Source organism: Mycobacterium sp., assembly GCF_008709575.1.
Lineage (GTDB): Bacteria > Actinomycetota > Actinomycetes > Mycobacteriales > Mycobacteriaceae > Mycobacterium.
In genome coordinates, this window is the sequence record NZ_VYIK01000042.1 from 18,150 (window position 1) to 36,305 (window position 18,156).

Below are 18,156 nucleotides of genomic sequence, written 5' to 3' on the forward strand. Positions count from 1 at the left end.
TTTTAAGAGTCCTTTCGGATGATCGCCCGCAGCCGCTGCACGCGCCGGGCGATCTCGCGTTCGCCGCCGCGGTCGGTCGGGTGGTAGTAATCCACGCCCACCAGCTCGTCGGGTGGATACTGCTGCGGCACAACACCGTCGGGGTGGTTGTGGGAATACCGGTAGCCCTGCGCGTGGCCCAGCGCGGCGGCGCCGGCGTAGTGGCCGTCGCGCAGATGCGCCGGCACGGGCCCGGCCTTGCCGGCCCTGACATCGGCCGTCGCCGCAGTCAGCGCGGTGGTCACCGCGTTGGACTTGGGCGCGGTCGCCAGGTGGACGGTGGCCTGCGCCAACGTCAGCTGAGCTTCGGGCATGCCGATCAGCGCCACGGTCTGCGCGGCGGCGACCGCGGTCACCAGCGCGGTCGGGTCGGCCATGCCGATGTCCTCGCTGGCCAGGATCATCAGCCGGCGGGCGATGAACCGGGGATCTTCCCCGGCGACCAGCATCCGGGCCAGGTAATGCAGCGCGGCGTCGACGTCGGAACCCCGCACCGATTTGATGAACGCGCTGATGACGTCGTAGTGCTGATCGCCGTCGCGGTCGTAGCGCACCGCGGCCTCGTCCAGCGACTGCTCGATCGTCTCCGCGGTGACCCGCTCCCCCGCCTCGCTGGCCACCTCCAGCGCGGTCAGCGCCCGGCGGGCATCGCCGGCGGCCAGCCGCACCAGCAGGTCGACGGCGTCAGGCGTCACCGCCACCCTCCCGCCCAGCCCGCGGGGATCCTCGATCGCGCGCTGCACGACCGTGCGAATGTCGTCGGCGCTCAGCGGTCGTAGCGCCAGGATCAGCGACCGCGACAGCAGCGGAGCCACCACCGAGAACGACGGGTTTTCCGTCGTCGCCGCCACCAGCACCACCACCCGGTTCTCCACCGCCGAGAGCAGCGCGTCCTGCTGGGTCTTGGAGAACCGGTGTACCTCGTCGATGAACAACACGGTCTGTTCGCCGTGGGCGGCGGCCCGGCGGGCCGAATCGATCACCGCGCGGACTTCCCTGACTCCGGCCGACAACGCCGACAGCGCCTCGAACCGCCGCCCGGTCGCCTGCGAGATCAGCGCCGCCAGCGTGGTTTTCCCGGTTCCCGGCGGGCCGTAGAGGATGACCGAGGCCACCCCCGAACCCTCGACCAGGCGGCGCAGCGGCGAGCCGGGTTGCAGCAAATGGTCCTGTCCGACCACCTCGCCGAGGCTCGACGGTCGCATCCGCACCGCCAACGGCGCGGCGGTCGATTCGCCGGCGGCGCTCCGGGTGAAACCGGCCGCGTCGGGGACGTCGAACAGACCGTCGGACACGATCTCAGGCATACCAGAGGCAGGTAAGCCGCCCTTCGGCGCCGGCAGGACACGGGAGCACAATGACATCGTGGCCACCTGGGAGGACGTCGCCGCGATCGTCGCCGAACTGCCGCTCACCGAGGAGCGGGCACCCCACGACTGGCGGATCGGCAAGAAGTTGGTGGCCTGGGAACGGCCGCTGCGCACGTCCGACCGGGAAGCGTTGGCGGCGTCGGGGTTCGAACCACCCGACGGTGGCGTTCTCGCCGTCCGGGTCGCCGACGAGGGGGTGAAGTTCGCGCTGATCGCCGACGAGCCGGGGCTGTATTTCACCACGCCGCATTTCGACGGCTACCCGGCCGTGCTGGTCAACCTGGCCGAGATCGACGAACTGGGGTTGCGGGAGGTGCTCACCGAGGCCTGGCTGACGCAGGCCCCTAAGCGTCTGGTCGAGGAGTTCCTCGGCAAGTCTTCCTGATCGGGTCACCGAAAGTGAAACCGTTGCGGACATTCCGGCCGATCGTCGCAACAGTTTCACCGTCGGTGCGGCCAAGCGGACACGCCCCGCCGGCCAGTTAGTAACTTCTGTCACTTCAATCACTCTAAATAACAATCGATTAAATCAGTAACAAATGTCCCAAATAACACTTTAATCTACTGTTGTTACTAAAAACCCCCGCAGCACACCATGCTCGCGACATTAAACAGGTCCCAACTGTTGACAATATTCCCGTCGGTTTGTTAGACACGTTAAATGAGGCATTGTGGTACAGCACTTCAGCGGACCGCATGCATGTCAGTACCGAAAGCGGCGGTCTTAGCCCTTCTGAGCTGGGCTTTTGTCATCGCCCCCCCAGCGGCGGGGACGGCCCGCGCGGACACCGTCAACTGGGACGCGGTCGCGCAATGCGAATCGAACGGTGACTGGTCGGCCGACACCGGCAACGGTTTCTACGGTGGCCTGCAATTCAAACAGTCGACCTGGGACGAAAACGGCGGTCTCGGCTCGCCGGCAGCTGCCTCGCGAGACGAACAGATCGCGGTGGCCGAGCGGGTGCTGGCCACCCAGGGGCCGGAAGCCTGGCCCAAATGCGGCCCCAACCAGGCGCTGTTCCCGGTCGAGGTGATCAATATCCTGCGGTCCGGACATCCGGTGCGCAGCACGCTGCACACGTTGTGGTCCAAGGCGGTCCACCACTAGGGGGGACTACCCGGCGGGTCGCGGCTCGGGCACGACGTCGATGCCGGATTCCTTACGCTGCTGGGCGGTGATCGGCGCGGGGGCGTCGGTCAGCGGGTCCACGCCGCCGCCGGACTTCGGAAAGGCGATGACCTCGCGGATGGAGTCCATGCCCGCCAGCAACGCGACGATGCGGTCCCATCCGAACGCGATGCCGCCGTGCGGCGGTGCACCGAAGGTGAACGCCTCCAACAGGAACCCGAACTTGTCGCGGGCCTCGGCCGCATCGATGCCCATGACCGCGAACACCCGCTCCTGGATGTCGCGGCGGTGGATGCGGATCGACCCGCCGCCGATCTCGTGGCCGTTGCAGACGATGTCGTACCCGTCGGCCAGGGCAGCGCCCGGGTCGATGTCGAAGGTGGCCTCCGATCCGGGTTTGGGGGCGGTGAAGGCGTGGTGCATCGCGGTCCACGCGCCGGCGCCGACGGCGACGTCCCCGGCGTCGGCGGCCTCGTCGGCGGCTTCGAACAGCGGGAAGTCCACCACCCAGGTAAACGCCCAGGCGGCCGGGTCGATCAGGTCCAGCCGCTTGGCGATCTCGACGCGAACCGCGCCCAGCAGGGCGCGAGACGCCTTCGCCGGGCCGGCGGAGAAGAAGACGCAGTCGCCGGGCCCGGCGCCCACCTGCGCGGCCAGGTCGGAGCGTTCGGCATCGGAGAGGTTTTTGGCGACGGGCCCGCCCAGCGTGCCGTCCTCGCCCACCAGCACATAGGCCAGTCCCTTGTGTCCGCGCTGCCGGGCCCAGTCCTGCCACCCGTCGAGCGTGCGACGCGGCTGCGCTGCTCCGCCGGGCATCACCACCGCGCCCACGTACGGCGCCTGGAAAACCCGAAAGGCGGTGTCGGCGAAAAACTCTGTGCAGTCGACGAGTTCCAGGCCGAAGCGCAGGTCGGGCTTGTCGGAGCCGAAGCGGCGCATCGCCTCCTCGTAGCTGATGCGCGGCAGCGGCAACGCGAGATCGTGACCGATCAGCGACCACACCGCCTTGAGCACCTGCTCGGAGATCGCGATGACGTCGTCGGCGTCGACGAAGCTCATCTCGATGTCGAGCTGGGTGAATTCGGGCTGGCGGTCGGCGCGGAAATCCTCGTCGCGGTAGCAGCGCGCGATCTGGTAGTAGCGGTCCATGCCGGCCACCATGAGCAACTGCTTGAACAACTGGGGGCTTTGCGGCAACGCGTAGAACGAGCCGGGTCGCAGCCGCGCCGGCACCAGGAAATCCCGGGCCCCCTCCGGGGTGGAGCGGGTCAGCGTCGGGGTCTCAATCTCGACGAAGCCGTGCTCGGCCAGCACCGCGCGGGCGGCGGCATTGACCCTGGAGCGCAACCGAAGAGCCCCGCCCGGGCCGTCGCGCCGCAGGTCGAGGTAGCGGTATTTGAGCCGGATCTCCTCCCCGGCGGGCTCGTCGAGCTGGAACGGCAGCGGTGCGCACTCGCCGAGCACGCTCAGCGACGTCACGTTGACCTCGACCTCGCCGGTGGCGATCTCCGGGTTGGCGTTGCCCGGCGGGCGGACCTCGACGACTCCCTCGACGGCGATGCAGAACTCGGTGCGCAGCCGGTGTGCCTGGGCCAGCACGTCGGCGGCGCGAAACACCACCTGGGACACCCCCGACGCGTCGCGCAGGTCGACGAAGATCACCCCGCCGTGGTCGCGGCGATGCGCCACCCACCCGGCCAGCATCACCTTCTGGCCGGCGTCGGTGGCGCGCAAGGACCCGGCGGCGTGGCTGCGCAGCACAGCTACTCCTTCGACTGGGATACGACCGCCCAGTCTAGAGGGGGTAATTTCGCACCCATCAGCACACGCATCGCCGTTGTCGGCCCCGGCGCTGTCGGCACGACAGTCGCGGCGCTGCTGCACGCCGCCGGCAACCCGGTGCTGGTGTGCGGACGCACGCCGCGCGACCGGATCGAACTGCGGCCCGACGGCGCCGAGCCCATCGTGGTGCCCCTGCTGGCCGCTGCCAGCGACGGGCCGGGCTGAGCCGATGCGGGCCGATTGCGCGGCTCGGCGTCGGCGATGTGGGAAGCTGACCCCATGACCTTCAACGAGGGCATGCAGATCGACACCAGCACGACGTCGTCATCGGGTGCCGGCCGGCAGATCGCGATCGGCGGCGGCCTGGGCGGGCTGCTGATCGTGGTGGTCGCCATGCTCATGGGTGTCGATCCCGGCGGCGTGACGAGCCAGCAGCCGGTGAACACCCGCGACGACGTCGCACCCGGTTTCGACTTGAACACCTGCCGCACCGGCGCCGACGCCAACAAGTACGTGCAGTGCCGGGTGGTGGCCACCGGCAACTCCGTGGACGCGGTCTGGAAGCAGCTGATGCGCGGCTACACCCGCCCGCGCACGGTGCTGTTCAGCGGCCGGGTCGACACCGGTTGCGGGCCGGCCACCAGCGACGTCGGACCGTTCTACTGTCCGGTGGACAAGACCGCCTATTTCGACACCGGGTTCTTCCAGGTGCTCGTGGCCCAATTCGGTTCCAGCGGTGGACCATTGGCGCAGGAGTACGTGGTGGCTCACGAGTACGGCCACCATGTGCAGAATTTGTTGGGGATACTGGGCCGCGCCCAGCACGGCGCGCGCGGTGCCGGCGGCAACGGCGTGCGGACCGAGCTGCAGGCCGACTGTTATGCGGGAGTCTGGGCGCACTACGCGTCGATCACCAAACAGGAAAGCACCGGGGTTCCGTTCCTGAAACCGTTGAGCGACAAGGACATCGCCGACGCCCTTTCGGCGGCGGCGGCGGTGGGCGACGACCGGATCCAGCGGCGTGCGACCGGGCGCACCAACCCCGAGTCGTGGACCCACGGGTCGTCCGAGCAGCGGCAACACTGGTTCACCGTCGGCTACCAGACCGGTGATCCCGACCAGTGTGACACGTTCGGTGCCGCGGATCTGGGTTAAGCCCGGCGCAGCATAAATGCTGAGCACAGGCTGAGATATGGCCTGGCCCAGACTCAATCCCGAAGTCGGGCCCGGACTGTGCCTTAAGCTGGCCCCCGTGACCGATGATGGCGACGCGCCGAAAACCAACAAGACCTTCAAGTGGGCGCTGGGCGCGGTGACGTTCCTGGCGGTGCTGGCCACCGCGCTCGCCGCGTTCATGCTCTTCGGCGGATCCGACAACCCGTCCGGGTCCAAGCACACCTCCGGCTCGGGCCTGGACATGGCGGCCGGGGTGGCCAGCGCCGCTGACACCGGGCCGGTCACCGTGATCACCGAGGATCCCAGCTGCGCGGCGTGGACCGCGATCAACAACGCGCTGTCCAGTAACGGCGAAGGTATCTGGAACGACCGCGATCGGTCGGTCCCGGCCTCCCAGTGGGACCAGAAGCAGCGCGCTCAGTTCATGGCCGCCGGCCAGTCGATGCGCTCCGCCGCTGCGCAGACCACCGGATTGGTGAAGTTGACCCCGCACCGGGTGATGCGGGAACTCTACGAGCAGTTCATCGTCTACGCGCGCGCCTATGCCGAGCGTATCCCCAAGTACGTCCCGGCCGACAACAACTTGGCCGGCACCGCCAACAGCGCCTCGTCCGCGCTCGGAGCGATCTGCGCCGCCATCGCCGACGGCGCGGCTGCGGCGCGGGGCCCGCTCGTCCCGCCGGCTCCGGCGCCCGCTCACATCCCTGCAGTGGGCAATCCCACCAACCCCCGGCCGTTTTTGACCGGCCCGAATCCGGTGTGCCCGGAATGGCAGTCGGCGCTGGAGCAGTTCGGCAAGAACACCGCCGCCTGGCTCGAGATCGACCCGAACATCCCGGCCATCTACTGGAACAAGGACCAAAAAGCCGTCAACTACGCCGTCGCCCCGGTGATGAACGCCTACGCCGGCAAGATGGAACAGCTTGGCCGGCAAAGCGGCAACGCGACCTGGCAGGATCTGGCCAATCTGGCGTCGGAATATCGGCGCGCGTTCGTCGTCGCGCTGCCCACCTACGCCCCGGCCGACAACCATCTGGCCAACGCCTCCAACTTCTTGTCGACGTTGATCCTGGGCGCCTGTTCGGCGGCCGGCACGGCGTAAATCGTCCCCGCATCCACGCAACCGGGGCACGCCGCGGCGTGCCCCGGTTTCGTGGGTGAGCGCTTCAGGCCCAGCTGGAGCCGACGGCGCTGTCGGTGGACGCCATGTTGTTGCCGGCGGTCTGCACCTTCTGGCCGTGGGCGTTGGCCTGTTCGTAGATCACCTGGAAATTGCGACCCAACGCGGTGATGAACTCCTGGCAGGCGGCCGAGCCCGCACCACCCCAGAAGTCACCGGCGGCCAACACGTCACGAATGATGGCCTGGTGCTCGGCCTCCAACGCCGCAGCCTGGGCGCGGATCGTCGCACCGTGCGCGTCGACGTCGGCGAACTGGTAGTTGATCGACATGGTCTTCTCCTAGCTGCTCAGGATCTGCTGCGAAGCTTGTTCTTGGGCTTCGTAGTTGGCCGCGTCGCGGATCAGCCCGTCGCGCACCCCGTGCAGCATGTTGACAATGTTGCGGAACGCCTGGTTCATCTGGCCCATCGTGTCGTAGGAGGTCGACTGCGCGGTGCCGCTCCAGCCGGCCCCGGCGATGTTGACCGAGGACGCCCACATCTTGCGGGCTTCGTCCTCGACGGTCTGGGCGTGCATGTCGAACCGGCCCGCCATGTCGCGCATGGCGTTCGGGTCGGTCATAAAACGAGTGGTCATTTTTCCTGTGCTCCTTACCGTGATGGCATTGACGGGTGCTGGATGTTGCCTCGGATTACCCGGCGGCCGGTGACTTGGGTACCACCTTGGGTGCCTTGGCGGCCAGGCTGGCCAGACCGCGCCCGCTCATCGCGCCCAGCAGCGCGTGGCCGAACGGACCCCCGGGCATCGCCGACGCCGCGGGCGCGGGCACGCTGGTGTTCGGCAGTACCGGTGCCGCCCGGGTGATGGCGCCGGTCGCCGCTTCCGACCACGCGTGCGGCACCGAGAGCCCGCCCAGTGCGGTGGCACGGCCGAGCTGCGCGCTCACCGAGGACCCCCAGTTCTGCAGCTGGCTGGCCACGCTGCCCACGATGGCCTGCATCTTGCCGTCGACCAGCGAGGCGACGCTGTTCAGCAGCGTCTCGCCGCCCATGCCGGCGACGCCGGCGGCGCCACGCGCGGCTGTGCTGCCCATGCTCATGAACATCCGGGCCGGCATGCTGGCCATCATCGACCCGTAGTAGGCGCCCATCATCGTCAGGTAGATCGGCTCGATGCTGGCGCTGGACAGGCCCGAACCGCTCAGTGCGCCGGTGATCGCCGAGGTGACGTCGCCGGTGTAGGCGCCCAGCCCCACGTCGGTCAGCAGGGGGTCGAGAACCGACGTTATCCCCGAGATCACCGAGCCGGTGACGGAGGCCGAATGTGCCGCCGCAGCCGACTGGACGACCTGGGCGCTGCCGTTGGTGGCCGCCGCCGGGGCGGCCATCTGGGGCAGCGCCGTCGTCTGCGTCGACGCGACCGCGTAGGTGTTCATCGCGGTGGCGTCCTGCACCCACATCTCGGCGTACTGCGCCTCGTTGGCCGCGATCGCCGGGGTGTTCTGGCCGAAGAAGTTGGTCGCGATCAACGTCAGCAGCTGGGCCCGGTTGGTGAAGACCAGCGCCGGCGGCACCGTCGCCGAGTAGGCCGCCTCGTAGGCGTTGACCGCCGCGACGGCCTGCGCCGCGGTTTGGGCGGCCTGCGCCGAGGTCTCGGTCAGCCACGCCACATAGGGTTCGACCGCCGCCACCATCAGTTGCGACGACGGTCCCGTCCAGGAGCCGCTGGCCAGGTTCGTGACGATCGTCTTGAAGGAGGTCGCCGTCGTCTGCAGGTCGTTGGCCAGCCCCTGCCAGCCCGCCGCCGCGGCCGCCAGCGGCCCCGATCCCGGTCCGGTGTACATCAGGGTGGAGTTGACCTCTGGCGGAAGGAAACTGAAAATCATCGAGGAGGGGCTCCTTAGCGGGCGGTGAGCGCGTTGGCGGCTTCGGCGGCCGAGTAACACCCCGCACTGCCCTGCAGGTTGTTGACCACCTGGGTGTGGATCTGCTCGGCCATCGCGGCCAGCGCCTGGTACTTCTGCGCTTGCACGGCGAACTGCGCGGCCACCAGATTCGACACCACGTCAGCGGCCGGCGGCGCGACCGCGGTGGTCGGCCCGGCGGCGACTTTGTTCTGGGCGGCCATCGCCGCCCCGACCCCCGCTAAATCACCGGATGCCGCCGTGAGCATTTCCGGTTCGCTCGTCACCCAGGACATCAAGCCCTCCTCCTTCGTGTCATCGTTCGTATCATCAAAGCCCGCGGTCGAAGCTTTGTTAACCCCCCGGTTCTGTTAACTCGCCGGAGAGTAGGCGCCAAAACCTGTCGCTCAAATACTATGCGGGCGCGCCCGCTTCAGCGACAGTTTCAACAGATTCACATTTCGCGGGCGTTTCATCCCGGTTGCCGGTATTTGCGCAGGTCGAGCGCGGTTGTTTCATCAACGGCCTGAGTCGAGGCGACCTAAGATTTGGCTGTGAATTTATGGCCGCGACGGCCGTCCCCCGAAATGGCGCGCGAGCCCGATCGGCGGTCACGCTAAAAGTGCGTGACGCAAAACGCGCGGGCGCAATCATAGTCGTCGGTCAACCCCCTTCGGCTCTGTGGCGAGTCGGCCCAGCCCCCGGGCTCACGTGTCGCCGAGCAACGCTGCCAACATAACACGCTCCCCGTCGGGCAGCCGAGCCCGTGAAATCCGCGGCCGGCTCGGGTAGGAAGCAGGTCATGAGCACACCTCCGCACGGCATCGGCCGGCGCACGTTGCTGCGGACGGGCGCCGCCGCGATCCTGGGGGTCGGCGTGGGCGCCGGTCTGGGTACCGCGCTGACGCGGTCGCCCGGCCCCGATCTGTGGGCCCGGCCGGATCGCCGCGGCGCCCCGCCGGTCAGTGGACTGCACCTGCAGTTCGGCAAGGACGCCGCCACCCAGGTGGTGGTGTCCTGGCACACCACCGACGCGGTGGCCAACCCCCGGGTGTTGCTGGGCCAGCCGACGTCGGGTTTCGGTCGCACCGTGCCCGCGCAGACCAGGGTGTACCGCGACGCCACGTCGGGCGTCGAAGTGCGCGTCAACCACGCTGTGCTGGACAACCTCGAGCCCGACACCGACTACGTGTACGCGGCGGTGCACGACGGCACCAGTCCGGAGCTCGGCACGGTGCGCACGGCACCGTCGGGCCGAAAGCCACTGTGCTTCACCAGCTTCGGAGACCAGGCCACGCCCACACTGAACCGGCTGGTCGACGGCAGGTATCTCAGCGACAGCCTCGGCTCACCGGCGGCCGGCGACATCGTCGCCGCGATCGAGCGCGTCGGTCCGTTGTTCCACCTGGTCAACGGCGACCTGTGCTACGCGAACCTGGCCCGCGACCGGGTGCGCACCTGGTCGGACTGGTTCGACAACAACAGCCGCTCGGCCCGCTACCGGCCGTGGATGCCGGCTCCGGGCAACCACGAGAACGAATCGGGCAACGGGCCCGTCGGGTTCGCGGCCTACCAGACCTATTTCGCGCTGCCCGATTCGGGAGCCGACCCCGAGCTGCGCGGGCTGTGGTATTCGTTCACCGCCGGGCCGGTACGGGTGATCAGCCTGTCCGGCGACGACGTGTGCTATCAGGACGGCGGCAACTTCTACGTGCACGGATACTCCGGCGGAGCGCAGCAGCGGTGGCTGGAAAACGAACTCGCCGACGCGCACCGCGACCCCGGGGTGGACTGGGTGGTCGTGTGCATGCACCAGACCGCGTTTTCGACTGCCGATCACACCAACGGCGCCGATCTCGGCATCCGCGAGCAATGGCTTCCGTTGTTCGACCGCTACCAGGTCGACCTGGTGCTGTGCGGCCATGAGCACCACTACGAGCGCGCGCATCCGGTGCGCGGCGCGCTCGACAACGCGACGCGAACGCCGATACCGGTGGACACCCGCGGCGATGTGGTCGATTCCCGCAGGGGCACCGTGCACGTCGTGATCGGCGGCGGCGGCACGTCGATCCCGTCGAACACGATGTTCTTCCCCCAGCCGCGATGCCGGGTGCTGACCGGGGTCGGCGGATTCGATCCGGCCCTGGGCCGCAAGGCGCCGCGCTACGTGATCGAGGACGCGCCGTGGTCGGCGTTCCGCGACCGCGATCACCCCTACGGGTTCGCGGCGTTTCAGGTCGACCCCGGCTCTCCCGGCGGCACCACCTCGATCACCGCGACGCACTATGCCCTCAGCGCCCTCGACGCCCACAATGGGCCCTACGGGGCGATCAGCGTGGTCGACACGTTCACCCTGACCAAGCCGCGCTGATGCCGCCGTCGGCTCGGGGTGTGTCGGTGTGCCCGCCTACGAGCGACAACTCACGCGCCTGCGCGCGCAATGCCAGCACCCGCTGGTGGATCCGGTACTCGGTGCTTCGCGGCATCCAGCCGGGGCCGTAGCGGCCGCGCCCGAATCGACGGACTCTCGCGCGTCTCACCTCCCACCGCAACGCGTCCGAGATCGATTTCGACGCCCGCCCGCCGACGTCGAAACCCTGCGCGGCGAGCGCGGCAGCAATCTCGGCGATGGTCGCGCGACCGTGGTCGAACAGATGGATCGTCACAACGTAGCGCAGTTCGATTCCGCGCAGGCGCCGGAAGGTGGTCATGGTCCAACCGTGACATGGCGGTACGACAACGCCGGAGTTGTCGCTCAAAGGCGGGCAGACCGGTGTGCGCCTCGGTACGGCCGGGCTCAGGACAGGCGGGAAAGCACCTCGGCGACCACGGATTCCGCCGCCACGTCGACCTGCGCGCCGGTCGCCAGGTCTTTCACCCCGACGGTCCCCGCCGCGATGTCGCGGTCGCCGGCGACCAGCGCGAACCGCGCGCCGGCCCGGTCGGCCGCCCGCATCGCGCCCTTGAGGCCGCGGTCGCCGTAGGCCAGGTCCACCCGAACCCCGGCAGCGCGCAGCTGTCCGGCCAGCACTGCCAGCCGCAGCTTGGCCTGCTCCCCCAGCGGCACCCCGAACACGTCGCACCGTGCCGGGACTCCCATGCTCTCGCCCTCGGCCGCCAGCGCCAGCATCGTGCGGTCCACGCCCAGACCGAAACCGATGCCGGACAGGTCGGCCCCGCCGAGCTGGCGCATCAACCCGTCGTAGCGTCCGCCGCCGCCGATCCCGGACTGTGCACCCAAGCCCGGATGGACGAACTCGAAGGTGGTCTTGGTGTAGTAGTCCAGCCCGCGCACCATCCGCGGGTTGATCACATACGACACGCCCAGCGCGTCCAGGTGCGCCAGCACGGTCTCGAAATGCTGCTTGGCGGCATCGGAGAGATGGTCGAGCAGCACCGGCGCGCCGGCTGTCGCGGCCTGGATCTCCGGGCGCTTGTCGTCGAGCACCCGCAGCGGGTTGATCTCGGCGCGCCGACGGGTGGGCTCGTCGAGGTCGAGCCGGAAAAGAAAGTCCTGCAACAATTCCCGGTACTTCCAGCGGCAGGTGTCGTCGCCCAGCGAGGTGATTTCCAGCCGGTAGCCCGTCAGCCCCAGCGAGCGGAATCCGGCGTCGGCCACCGCGATCACCTCGGCGTCGAGCGCGGGATCGTCGACCCCGATCGCCTCGACCCCGACCTGCTGCAACTGGCGGTAGCGCCCGGCCTGCGGCCGCTCGTACCGGAAGAACGGTCCCGCGTAGCACAGCTTGACCGGCAGCGCGCCGCGGTCCAGCCCGTGCTCGATCACCGCGCGCACCACCGGCGCGGTGCCTTCCGGCCGCAGCGTCACCGAGCGTTCACCGCGGTCGGCGAAGGTGTACATCTCCTTGGAGACCACGTCGGTGGACTCGCCGACCCCGCGGGCGAACAGCGCGGTGTCTTCGAAGATCGGCAGCTCGATGTCGCGGTAGCCGGCCCGGCGGATCACGGCCAGCAGGCCGTCGCGCACCGCGACGAACCGCGCCGACTCCGGCGGCACGTAGTCGGGGATCCCCTTGGGCCCGGAAAACGCCGGGTACTCGCTCACGCGCTCAGCCCTGCCAGGAACGGGTTGCTGCGGCGCTCGGCGCCGATCGTGGTCCGCGGGCCGTGCCCGGGCAACACCACCGTCGCGTCGTCGAGCACCAGGAGCTTGCCGACGATCGACGTGAGCAGGTCGCGGCCGCTGCCGCCGAACAGGTCGGTGCGGCCGACCGAGCCCGCGAACAACGTGTCCCCGGTCAGCACCACCTCCGCGGCGTCGCCGGGGACCCGGAACACCACCGACCCGCGGGTGTGGCCGGGGGTGTGGTCGACGGTGACGGGGATGTCGGCCAGGTCGAGCAGGGCGGCGTCGCGGTCCAGTTCGACGACGCGGCGGGGCTCGCGGAACATCGCGCGGGCCAGCAGCTGGCCGATGCGCGGGCCGAAGCCCTTGATCGGGTCGGTCAGCATGAACCGGTCCTCGGGGTGGATGTAGGCGGGGCAGCCGAAGGTGTCGGAGACCTTCTGGGCCGACCAGATGTGGTCGATGTGCCCGTGGGTGAGCAGCACCGCCGCCGGGGTCAGCCGATTCTCGTCGAGAATGCGCCGCAGCGGGCCCATCGCCGCCTGGCCCGGGTCGACGATGATCGCGTCCGCCCCGGGCCGCGGGGCCAGCACGTAACAATTGCACTGCAACAAGCCGGCGGGAAAGGCGGAGACCAACACGGTCCCCAGTTTTCCACTTCCGGCCTCCGGCGACGGTCGTGGCGTCCCGGTTCTGGCACACTCTGTGCTGACCAGGGCACCGGAGAGGCACCGGAGAGGCACCGGAGAGGCACCGGAGAGGAAAGGATAGCGGCGGTGGCGACCAATGAACAGCGACGTGCGGCGGCCAAGCGCAAACTGCAACGACGGCTGCAACGCCGAGCCGAGCAGGCCCGTCGCCGGCGGATCCTGGCGATCGTCGCCGGGGCGGTCGTCGCGGTGGTCGCCGTCGTCGCGGTGCCGGGGGTCGTCTGGTACCGCAGTCACCGGCACCACAGCGCGCCGAAGTCGGCACCGGCCGGCACGACGGCCCCCGGCGCGCCGGCTTCCGGCGCGCCGGCCGGGGTGCCGCCACTGCCCCCGTTCAAGCCGTCGCCCGCCGTGGGTGCCAACTGCCAGTACCCGCCGTCGCCGCAACCGGCCCGCAAGCCGGTGAAACCGCCGCGCAGCGGCAAGGTGCCCACCGATCCGGCGACGGTCAGCGTCAGCATGATGACCAATCAGGGGCCCGTGGGGCTGCTGCTGGCCAACAACGAATCGCCCTGCACGGTCAACAGCTTCGTCAGCCTGGCCCAGCAGAAATTCTTCGACGACACCGGATGCCACCGGCTGACCACCTCGCCGACGCTGGGGGTGTTGCAGTGCGGGGATCCCTCCGGTGACGGCACCGGCGGGCCGGGCTACCAGTTCGCCAACGAATACCCCACCGACCAGTACCCGCCGAACGATTCCGCGCTGCACCAGCCGGTCTTGTACCCGCGCGGCACGCTGGCCATGGCCAACGCCGGGCCGAACACCAACGGCAGCCAGTTCTTCCTGGTGTATCGGGACTCCCAGCTGCCGCCGGAGTACACGGTGTTCGGCAAGATCCAGGAGGACGGCCTGGCCACCCTGGACAAGATCGCCAGGCAGGGCGTCGCCGGCGGCGGTGAGGACGGCCCGCCCGCGGCCAAGGTCACGATCACCTCGGTGCGCCTGGACTGAGCCGGCGCCGGGCGGCCGGCCTTAGCTGGCCGACCTGCTCAGGCTGCGCCCGCCGGAGGTGGACTCCACGTATTCGGTGACCGCCTCGGGCTCGATCAACCCGAAGCGGACCTGCAGGTCGATCGGATTCAACCCGAAGTACCTGGCCGCCCTGATCAGGTTGTCGGCGCTGATCAGCCTGCCCTCGCGGACGGCCTTGTAGTAGGTCGACTTGCGGTAGCCGAACGCCTCGTAGACCTCGGTGGCGGCCAGGGGCCTGCCCACCAGGTAGGGCAGCACCACCGCCGGGTCTTTCTCACGGTCGTCCATGGTGAATGACAGTAGCGACTGATGGTCGGCGTGCCGAGGCCGTGCACGTAAATTTCTCGTAACGCTACCGAAAGTCCACTTTTGTGGAGTATGGTCGGTTTACATGGTAGTAACAAGCCAGTAACGAGCCGTAACGAGGGAGAGAGCATGCGCACACTACTGCGGCAGGCAGTGATCGCCGGCGTCGGCGCGCTGGTTCTCGTCGGCGCCGGCGGGCTGGCCGAGCTGCCCGGACAAGCCCGTGCGGAGGCTGCGCCCTGTCTGGTCGACGCGGCGAACCCGTGTCCGGCGCCGGGGGACGACGACTCGTTGGCGAGCCAGCCGGGCCTGCGGACGACGGTTCCGGGAACGCGGACGGTATGCCAGCCGGCGGGGCGGTTCGGGGCACTCTGCCATCGTCAGGAGCTGCGCCAAGAGGGCTAAGCGGCCGAAGTGACCCGGTAGACGTCGTAGACGCCGTCGACGTTGCGAACCACGTCGAGCAGGTGACCCAGATGCTTGGGATCGCCCATTTCGAAGGTGAACCGGCTGATGGCCACCCGGTCGTTGGAGGTGTTCACCGACGCCGAGAGGATGTTCACCTTCTCGTCGGCCAGCGCGCGGGTGATATCGGAGAGCAGCCGGTGCCGGTCGAGCGCTTCGACCTGAATCGCCACCAGGAACACCGACGACGGCGACGGTGCCCAGTGGACGTCGATGATGCGTTCGGAATGCTGCTGCAGCGAGGCGGCATTGGTGCAGTCGGTGCGGTGCACGCTGACGCCGCCGCCGCGCGTGACGAACCCCATGATCGTGTCGCCGGGGACCGGCGTGCAGCACTTGGCCAGCTTGGTCAGCACGCCGGGGGCGCCGGGCACCGCAATCCCGGTGTCGTCGGCGCGGCGCTTGCGCTGCGGCATCGTCGCCGGCGTGGACCGCTCGGCGAGGTCCTCCTCGGCCTGGTCGATGCCGCCGAGCTGGGTCAGCAGCCGCTGCACGACGGTGCGCGCCGACACGTGTCCCTCACCGATCGCGGTGTAGAGCGCCGACACGTCGGCGTAGTGCAGCTCGTTGGCCACCGCCGCCATCGACCCGCCGTTGACCAGGCGCTGTAACGGAAGTCCGCCGCGGCGCACCTCGCGGGCCATCGCCGCTTTGCCGGCCTCCAGCGCTTCCTCGCGCCGCTCTTTGGCGAACCACTGCCGGATCTTGGTCTTGGCCCGCGGGGACACCACGAACTGCTGCCAGTCCCGCGACGGTCCGGCATTGGGCGCCTTGGACGTGAAAACCTCGACGACTTCCCCGTTTTCCAGTTTGCGCTCCAGCGCTACCAACCGGCCGTTGACCCGGGCTCCGATGCAGCGGTGGCCGACTTCGGTGTGCACGGCGTAGGCGAAGTCCACCGGCGTCGACCCGCTGGGCAGCGTGATCACGTCACCCTTGGGCGTGAACACGAAAATCTCTTTCAGCGCAAGGTCGTAACGCAACGACTCCAAGAATTCGCCGGGGTCGGCGGCCTCCCGCTGCCAGTCGAGCAGTTGTCGCATCCACGCCATGTCGTCGATCTCGGCGGCGGCTTGCGGATGCGGAACACCGTTGCGGCCCTTGGCTTCTTTGTAACGCCAGTGCGCGGCGATGCCGTATTCGGCGGTGCGGTGCATGTCGCGGGTGCGGATCTGCACCTCCAGCGGCTTGCCCTCCGGTCCCACCACCGTGGTGTGCAGCGACTGGTACACCCCGTAGCGGGGTTGGGCGATGTAGTCCTTGAACCGCCCCGCCATCGGCTGCCACAGCGAATGCACAACGCCCACAGCGGCGTAGCAGTCGCGGATCTCGTCGCACAGAATACGGATGCCGACCAGGTCGTGGATGTCGTCGAAGTCGCGGCCCTTGACGATCATCTTCTGGTAGATCGACCAGTAGTGTTTGGGGCGTCCCTCGACCACCGCGTTGATCTTCGACGCGGTCAGGGTGGCGACGATCTCGGCGCGCACCTTGGCCAGGTAGATGTCGCGCGAGGGGGCCCGGCCGGCCACCAGCCGGACGATCTCCTCGTACTTCTTGGGGTGCAGGATCGCGAACGCCAAATCCTCCAGCTCCCACTTCACCGAGGCCATGCCGAGCCGATGCGCCAGCGGCGCGATAACTTCCAGAGTCTCGCGGGCCTTGCGGGCCTGCTTCTCCGGCGGCAGGAAACGCATCGTGCGCATGTTGTGCAGCCGGTCGGCCACTTTGATCACCAGCACCCGCGGATCGCGGGCCATCGCGGTGATCATCTTGCGGATCGTCTCACCTTCGGCGGCGCTGCCCAACACCACCCGGTCCAGCTTGGTCACCCCGTCGACGAGGTGGCCGACCTCCTCCCCGAACTCGGCCGACAGCGCCGCCAGCGTGTATCCGGTGTCCTCGACGGTGTCGTGCAGCAGCGCGGCCACCAGGGTGGTGGTGTCCATGCCCAGCTCGGCGAGGATGGTGGCGACGGCCAGCGGGTGGGTGATGTAGGGATCCCCGGACTGCCGCAGCTGGTCGGCGTGGTGGCGCTCGGCGACCTCGTAGGCCCGTTGCAGCAGCGCCAGGTCGGCCTTGGGGTAGATCTCGCGGTGCACCGCCACCAGCGGCTCTAACACCGGGTTGAGCCCGCCGCGCGGTGCGGTCATCCGCCGGGCCAGCCGGGCGCGAACCCGCCGCGACGCGCTGCTGGACGCCTTGAGGCCTACCCGCGACTCGCTGGCCAGCGCGTCGGGGACCGGCGGCGCGACCGGGGTGTCCAGGCTCGCGGTGCGCTGCTCGTCGGCCACGTGTTCCACCTCCGCCCCTAGGATATCGCCCGGATATCGCCCGTCGCGGGGTTTACCCGCGCCGCAAGCTGTGCACCGGCACCGGCGCCACCAGCGCACGCCCGCCCAGCGCGGTCAGCTCCAGCACCACCGCGGCGGCCACCACCCGGGCGCCGCAGTCTTCGAGCAGCCGCCGCGCGGCCGCCAGGGTGCCGCCGGTGGCCAGCACGTCGTCGACGACGACGACGCGCCGGCCCGCCAGCTCGATACCCTCGGCCGGGATCTCCAGGGTGGCGCTGCCGTACTCGAGGCGGTAGCGCTCGGCGCGCACCGGCGGCGGCAGCTTGCCGCCCTTGCGGATGGCCAGCATCCCGGTGCCCAGCCGGGTCGCGACCGCCGCGCCCACCAGGAATCCGCGGGCGTCGATGCCGGCGATCAGGTCGGCGCCGGCGGCGGCCGCGGCCAGCGCGTCGGTGACCGCCGCCAGCCCGCGACGGTCGGCGAACAACGGCGTGAGGTCTTTGAACTGGATTCCCGCCGCCGGGAAGTCCGCCACTTCCCGGGTCAGCGACGCGATGAGCGCCTCGACGGGCATCACCGCGTCAGCCTCCAGCGGTCCATGTTCCAGCCCGCACCCCAGCGGGTCGGGTTGTTGACGACGGCGTACATCTTCTTGGCCGCCACCAGGGTGCGCTGCTGGCGGTACAGCGGCAGGGTGGGCATGTCGGCCCACAGCACCGGCGCCGCGTCGGCGAGCAGGCGGACCAGTTCGGCCGGGTCGGCCGACACCGCCTGCGCGCCGATGATCCCGTCGACCTGG

General features: G+C 69.3%; 20 protein-coding genes and 1 pseudogene. 8 read left to right on the forward strand and 13 right to left on the reverse strand.

The window, feature by feature from the left end; genetic code table 11:
• Window positions 1-2: 2 nt before the first annotated feature.
• Window positions 3-1,346: a replication-associated recombination protein A gene (locus F6Q13_RS11020; RefSeq protein WP_293056241.1), complete on the reverse strand. Its 1,344-nt coding sequence runs from the start codon at window positions 1,344-1,346 to the stop codon at window positions 3-5.
• Between the two features lie 58 nt (window positions 1,347-1,404).
• Between F6Q13_RS11020 and F6Q13_RS11025 the strand changes: the two genes are divergently transcribed.
• Both F6Q13_RS11025 and F6Q13_RS11030 read left to right on the forward strand, forming a co-directional pair.
• Complete coding sequence (locus F6Q13_RS11025) at window positions 1,405-1,794, forward strand: MmcQ/YjbR family DNA-binding protein (protein WP_293056243.1); 390 nt, start codon at window positions 1,405-1,407, stop codon at window positions 1,792-1,794.
• Between the two features lie 315 nt (window positions 1,795-2,109).
• The gene (locus F6Q13_RS11030; RefSeq protein WP_293056245.1) at window positions 2,110-2,517 is read left to right on the forward strand and encodes a transglycosylase family protein; all 408 of its coding nucleotides are present in this window, start codon (window positions 2,110-2,112) and stop codon (window positions 2,515-2,517) included.
• Window positions 2,518-2,523: 6 nt separating this feature from the next.
• Here the strand turns inward: F6Q13_RS11030 and aspS are convergent, their stop codons facing one another.
• Window positions 2,524-4,299: an aspartate--tRNA ligase gene (aspS, locus tag F6Q13_RS11035; RefSeq protein ID WP_293056247.1), complete on the reverse strand. Its 1,776-nt coding sequence runs from the start codon at window positions 4,297-4,299 to the stop codon at window positions 2,524-2,526.
• Here aspS and F6Q13_RS20295 point away from each other — a divergent pair.
• The 3 genes from F6Q13_RS20295 (at window position 4,285) to F6Q13_RS11050 (ending at window position 6,598) form a co-directional block, all read left to right on the forward strand.
• The gene (locus F6Q13_RS20295; protein WP_367141277.1) at window positions 4,285-4,545 is read left to right on the forward strand and encodes a 2-dehydropantoate 2-reductase N-terminal domain-containing protein; all 261 of its coding nucleotides are present in this window, start codon (window positions 4,285-4,287) and stop codon (window positions 4,543-4,545) included. The genes aspS and F6Q13_RS20295 overlap by 15 nt on opposite strands.
• Before the next feature lie 54 nt (window positions 4,546-4,599).
• Complete coding sequence (locus tag F6Q13_RS11045) at window positions 4,600-5,475, forward strand: neutral zinc metallopeptidase (RefSeq protein WP_293056249.1); 876 nt, start codon at window positions 4,600-4,602, stop codon at window positions 5,473-5,475.
• 97 nt (window positions 5,476-5,572) lie between these two features.
• Window positions 5,573-6,598, forward strand: coding sequence for a hypothetical protein (locus tag F6Q13_RS11050; RefSeq protein ID WP_293056252.1), 1,026 nt, complete (start codon window positions 5,573-5,575; stop codon window positions 6,596-6,598).
• 64 nt (window positions 6,599-6,662) lie between these two features.
• Here F6Q13_RS11050 and F6Q13_RS11055 read toward each other — a convergent pair whose 3' ends face one another.
• The 4 genes from F6Q13_RS11055 to F6Q13_RS11070 are packed head-to-tail and all read right to left on the reverse strand — an operon-like array spanning window position 6,663 to window position 8,816.
• Window positions 6,663-6,947, reverse strand: coding sequence for a WXG100 family type VII secretion target (locus F6Q13_RS11055; RefSeq protein ID WP_293053238.1), 285 nt, complete (start codon window positions 6,945-6,947; stop codon window positions 6,663-6,665).
• A 9-nt stretch (window positions 6,948-6,956) separates the two neighbouring features.
• Window positions 6,957-7,253, reverse strand: coding sequence for a WXG100 family type VII secretion target (locus F6Q13_RS11060; RefSeq protein ID WP_293056256.1), 297 nt, complete (start codon window positions 7,251-7,253; stop codon window positions 6,957-6,959).
• 55 nt (window positions 7,254-7,308) lie between these two features.
• Window positions 7,309-8,502, reverse strand: a complete 1,194-nt coding sequence (locus F6Q13_RS11065) for a PPE family protein (RefSeq protein ID WP_293056258.1) — start codon at window positions 8,500-8,502, stop codon at window positions 7,309-7,311.
• 14 nt (window positions 8,503-8,516) lie between these two features.
• Window positions 8,517-8,816 carry a PE family protein gene (locus F6Q13_RS11070; RefSeq protein WP_293056260.1) on the reverse strand — a complete coding sequence of 100 codons (300 nt, stop codon included), beginning with the start codon at window positions 8,814-8,816 and terminating at the stop codon, window positions 8,517-8,519.
• A gap of 506 nt (window positions 8,817-9,322) precedes the next feature.
• Here F6Q13_RS11070 and F6Q13_RS11075 point away from each other — a divergent pair.
• Window positions 9,323-10,891, forward strand: coding sequence for a fibronectin type III domain-containing protein (locus F6Q13_RS11075; RefSeq protein WP_293056262.1), 1,569 nt, complete (start codon window positions 9,323-9,325; stop codon window positions 10,889-10,891).
• On the opposite strand, the gene F6Q13_RS11080 is transcribed toward F6Q13_RS11075, so the two are convergent.
• The 3 genes from F6Q13_RS11080 to F6Q13_RS11090 all read right to left on the reverse strand — a co-directional run bounded on the left by F6Q13_RS11080 (window position 10,869) and on the right by F6Q13_RS11090 (window position 13,248).
• Complete coding sequence (locus F6Q13_RS11080) at window positions 10,869-11,231, reverse strand: hypothetical protein (RefSeq protein ID WP_293056264.1); 363 nt, start codon at window positions 11,229-11,231, stop codon at window positions 10,869-10,871. The genes F6Q13_RS11075 and F6Q13_RS11080 overlap by 23 nt on opposite strands.
• Window positions 11,232-11,317: 86 nt before the next feature.
• Window positions 11,318-12,586, reverse strand: coding sequence for a histidine--tRNA ligase (gene hisS, locus F6Q13_RS11085; RefSeq protein WP_293056266.1), 1,269 nt, complete (start codon window positions 12,584-12,586; stop codon window positions 11,318-11,320).
• Window positions 12,583-13,248, reverse strand: coding sequence for an MBL fold metallo-hydrolase (locus F6Q13_RS11090; protein WP_293056268.1), 666 nt, complete (start codon window positions 13,246-13,248; stop codon window positions 12,583-12,585). Before F6Q13_RS11090 ends, hisS begins: the two co-directional genes overlap by 4 nt.
• A 135-nt stretch (window positions 13,249-13,383) precedes the next feature.
• Between F6Q13_RS11090 and F6Q13_RS11095 the strand changes: the two genes are divergently transcribed.
• The gene (locus F6Q13_RS11095; RefSeq protein WP_293056271.1) at window positions 13,384-14,271 is read left to right on the forward strand and encodes a peptidylprolyl isomerase; all 888 of its coding nucleotides are present in this window, start codon (window positions 13,384-13,386) and stop codon (window positions 14,269-14,271) included.
• Window positions 14,272-14,292: 21 nt separating this feature from the next.
• Here F6Q13_RS11095 and F6Q13_RS11100 read toward each other — a convergent pair whose 3' ends face one another.
• Window positions 14,293-14,580, reverse strand: a complete 288-nt coding sequence (locus tag F6Q13_RS11100; protein ID WP_293056273.1) for a hypothetical protein — start codon at window positions 14,578-14,580, stop codon at window positions 14,293-14,295.
• A gap of 147 nt (window positions 14,581-14,727) precedes the next feature.
• Here F6Q13_RS11100 and F6Q13_RS11105 point away from each other — a divergent pair, with 147 nt between their 5' ends.
• Entirely contained in the window at window positions 14,728-15,003 is a 276-nt protein-coding gene (locus F6Q13_RS11105) for a hypothetical protein (RefSeq protein ID WP_293056276.1), read from the forward strand.
• Here the strand turns inward: F6Q13_RS11105 and F6Q13_RS11110 are convergent.
• The 3 genes and pseudogenes from F6Q13_RS11110 to F6Q13_RS11120 all read right to left on the reverse strand — a co-directional run.
• Window positions 15,000-17,330 carry a bifunctional (p)ppGpp synthetase/guanosine-3',5'-bis(diphosphate) 3'-pyrophosphohydrolase gene (locus tag F6Q13_RS11110; protein WP_293056284.1) on the reverse strand — a complete coding sequence of 777 codons (2,331 nt, stop codon included), beginning with the start codon at window positions 17,328-17,330 and terminating at the stop codon, window positions 15,000-15,002. The genes F6Q13_RS11105 and F6Q13_RS11110 overlap by 4 nt on opposite strands.
• Before the next feature lie 79 nt (window positions 17,331-17,409).
• Complete coding sequence (locus tag F6Q13_RS11115) at window positions 17,410-17,931, reverse strand: adenine phosphoribosyltransferase (protein WP_293056286.1); 522 nt, start codon at window positions 17,929-17,931, stop codon at window positions 17,410-17,412.
• Window positions 17,931-18,156 (reverse strand): annotated as a pseudogene (locus tag F6Q13_RS11120) (hypothetical protein); the annotation flags it as partial. The pseudogene F6Q13_RS11120 and the gene F6Q13_RS11115, both read right to left, overlap by 1 nt.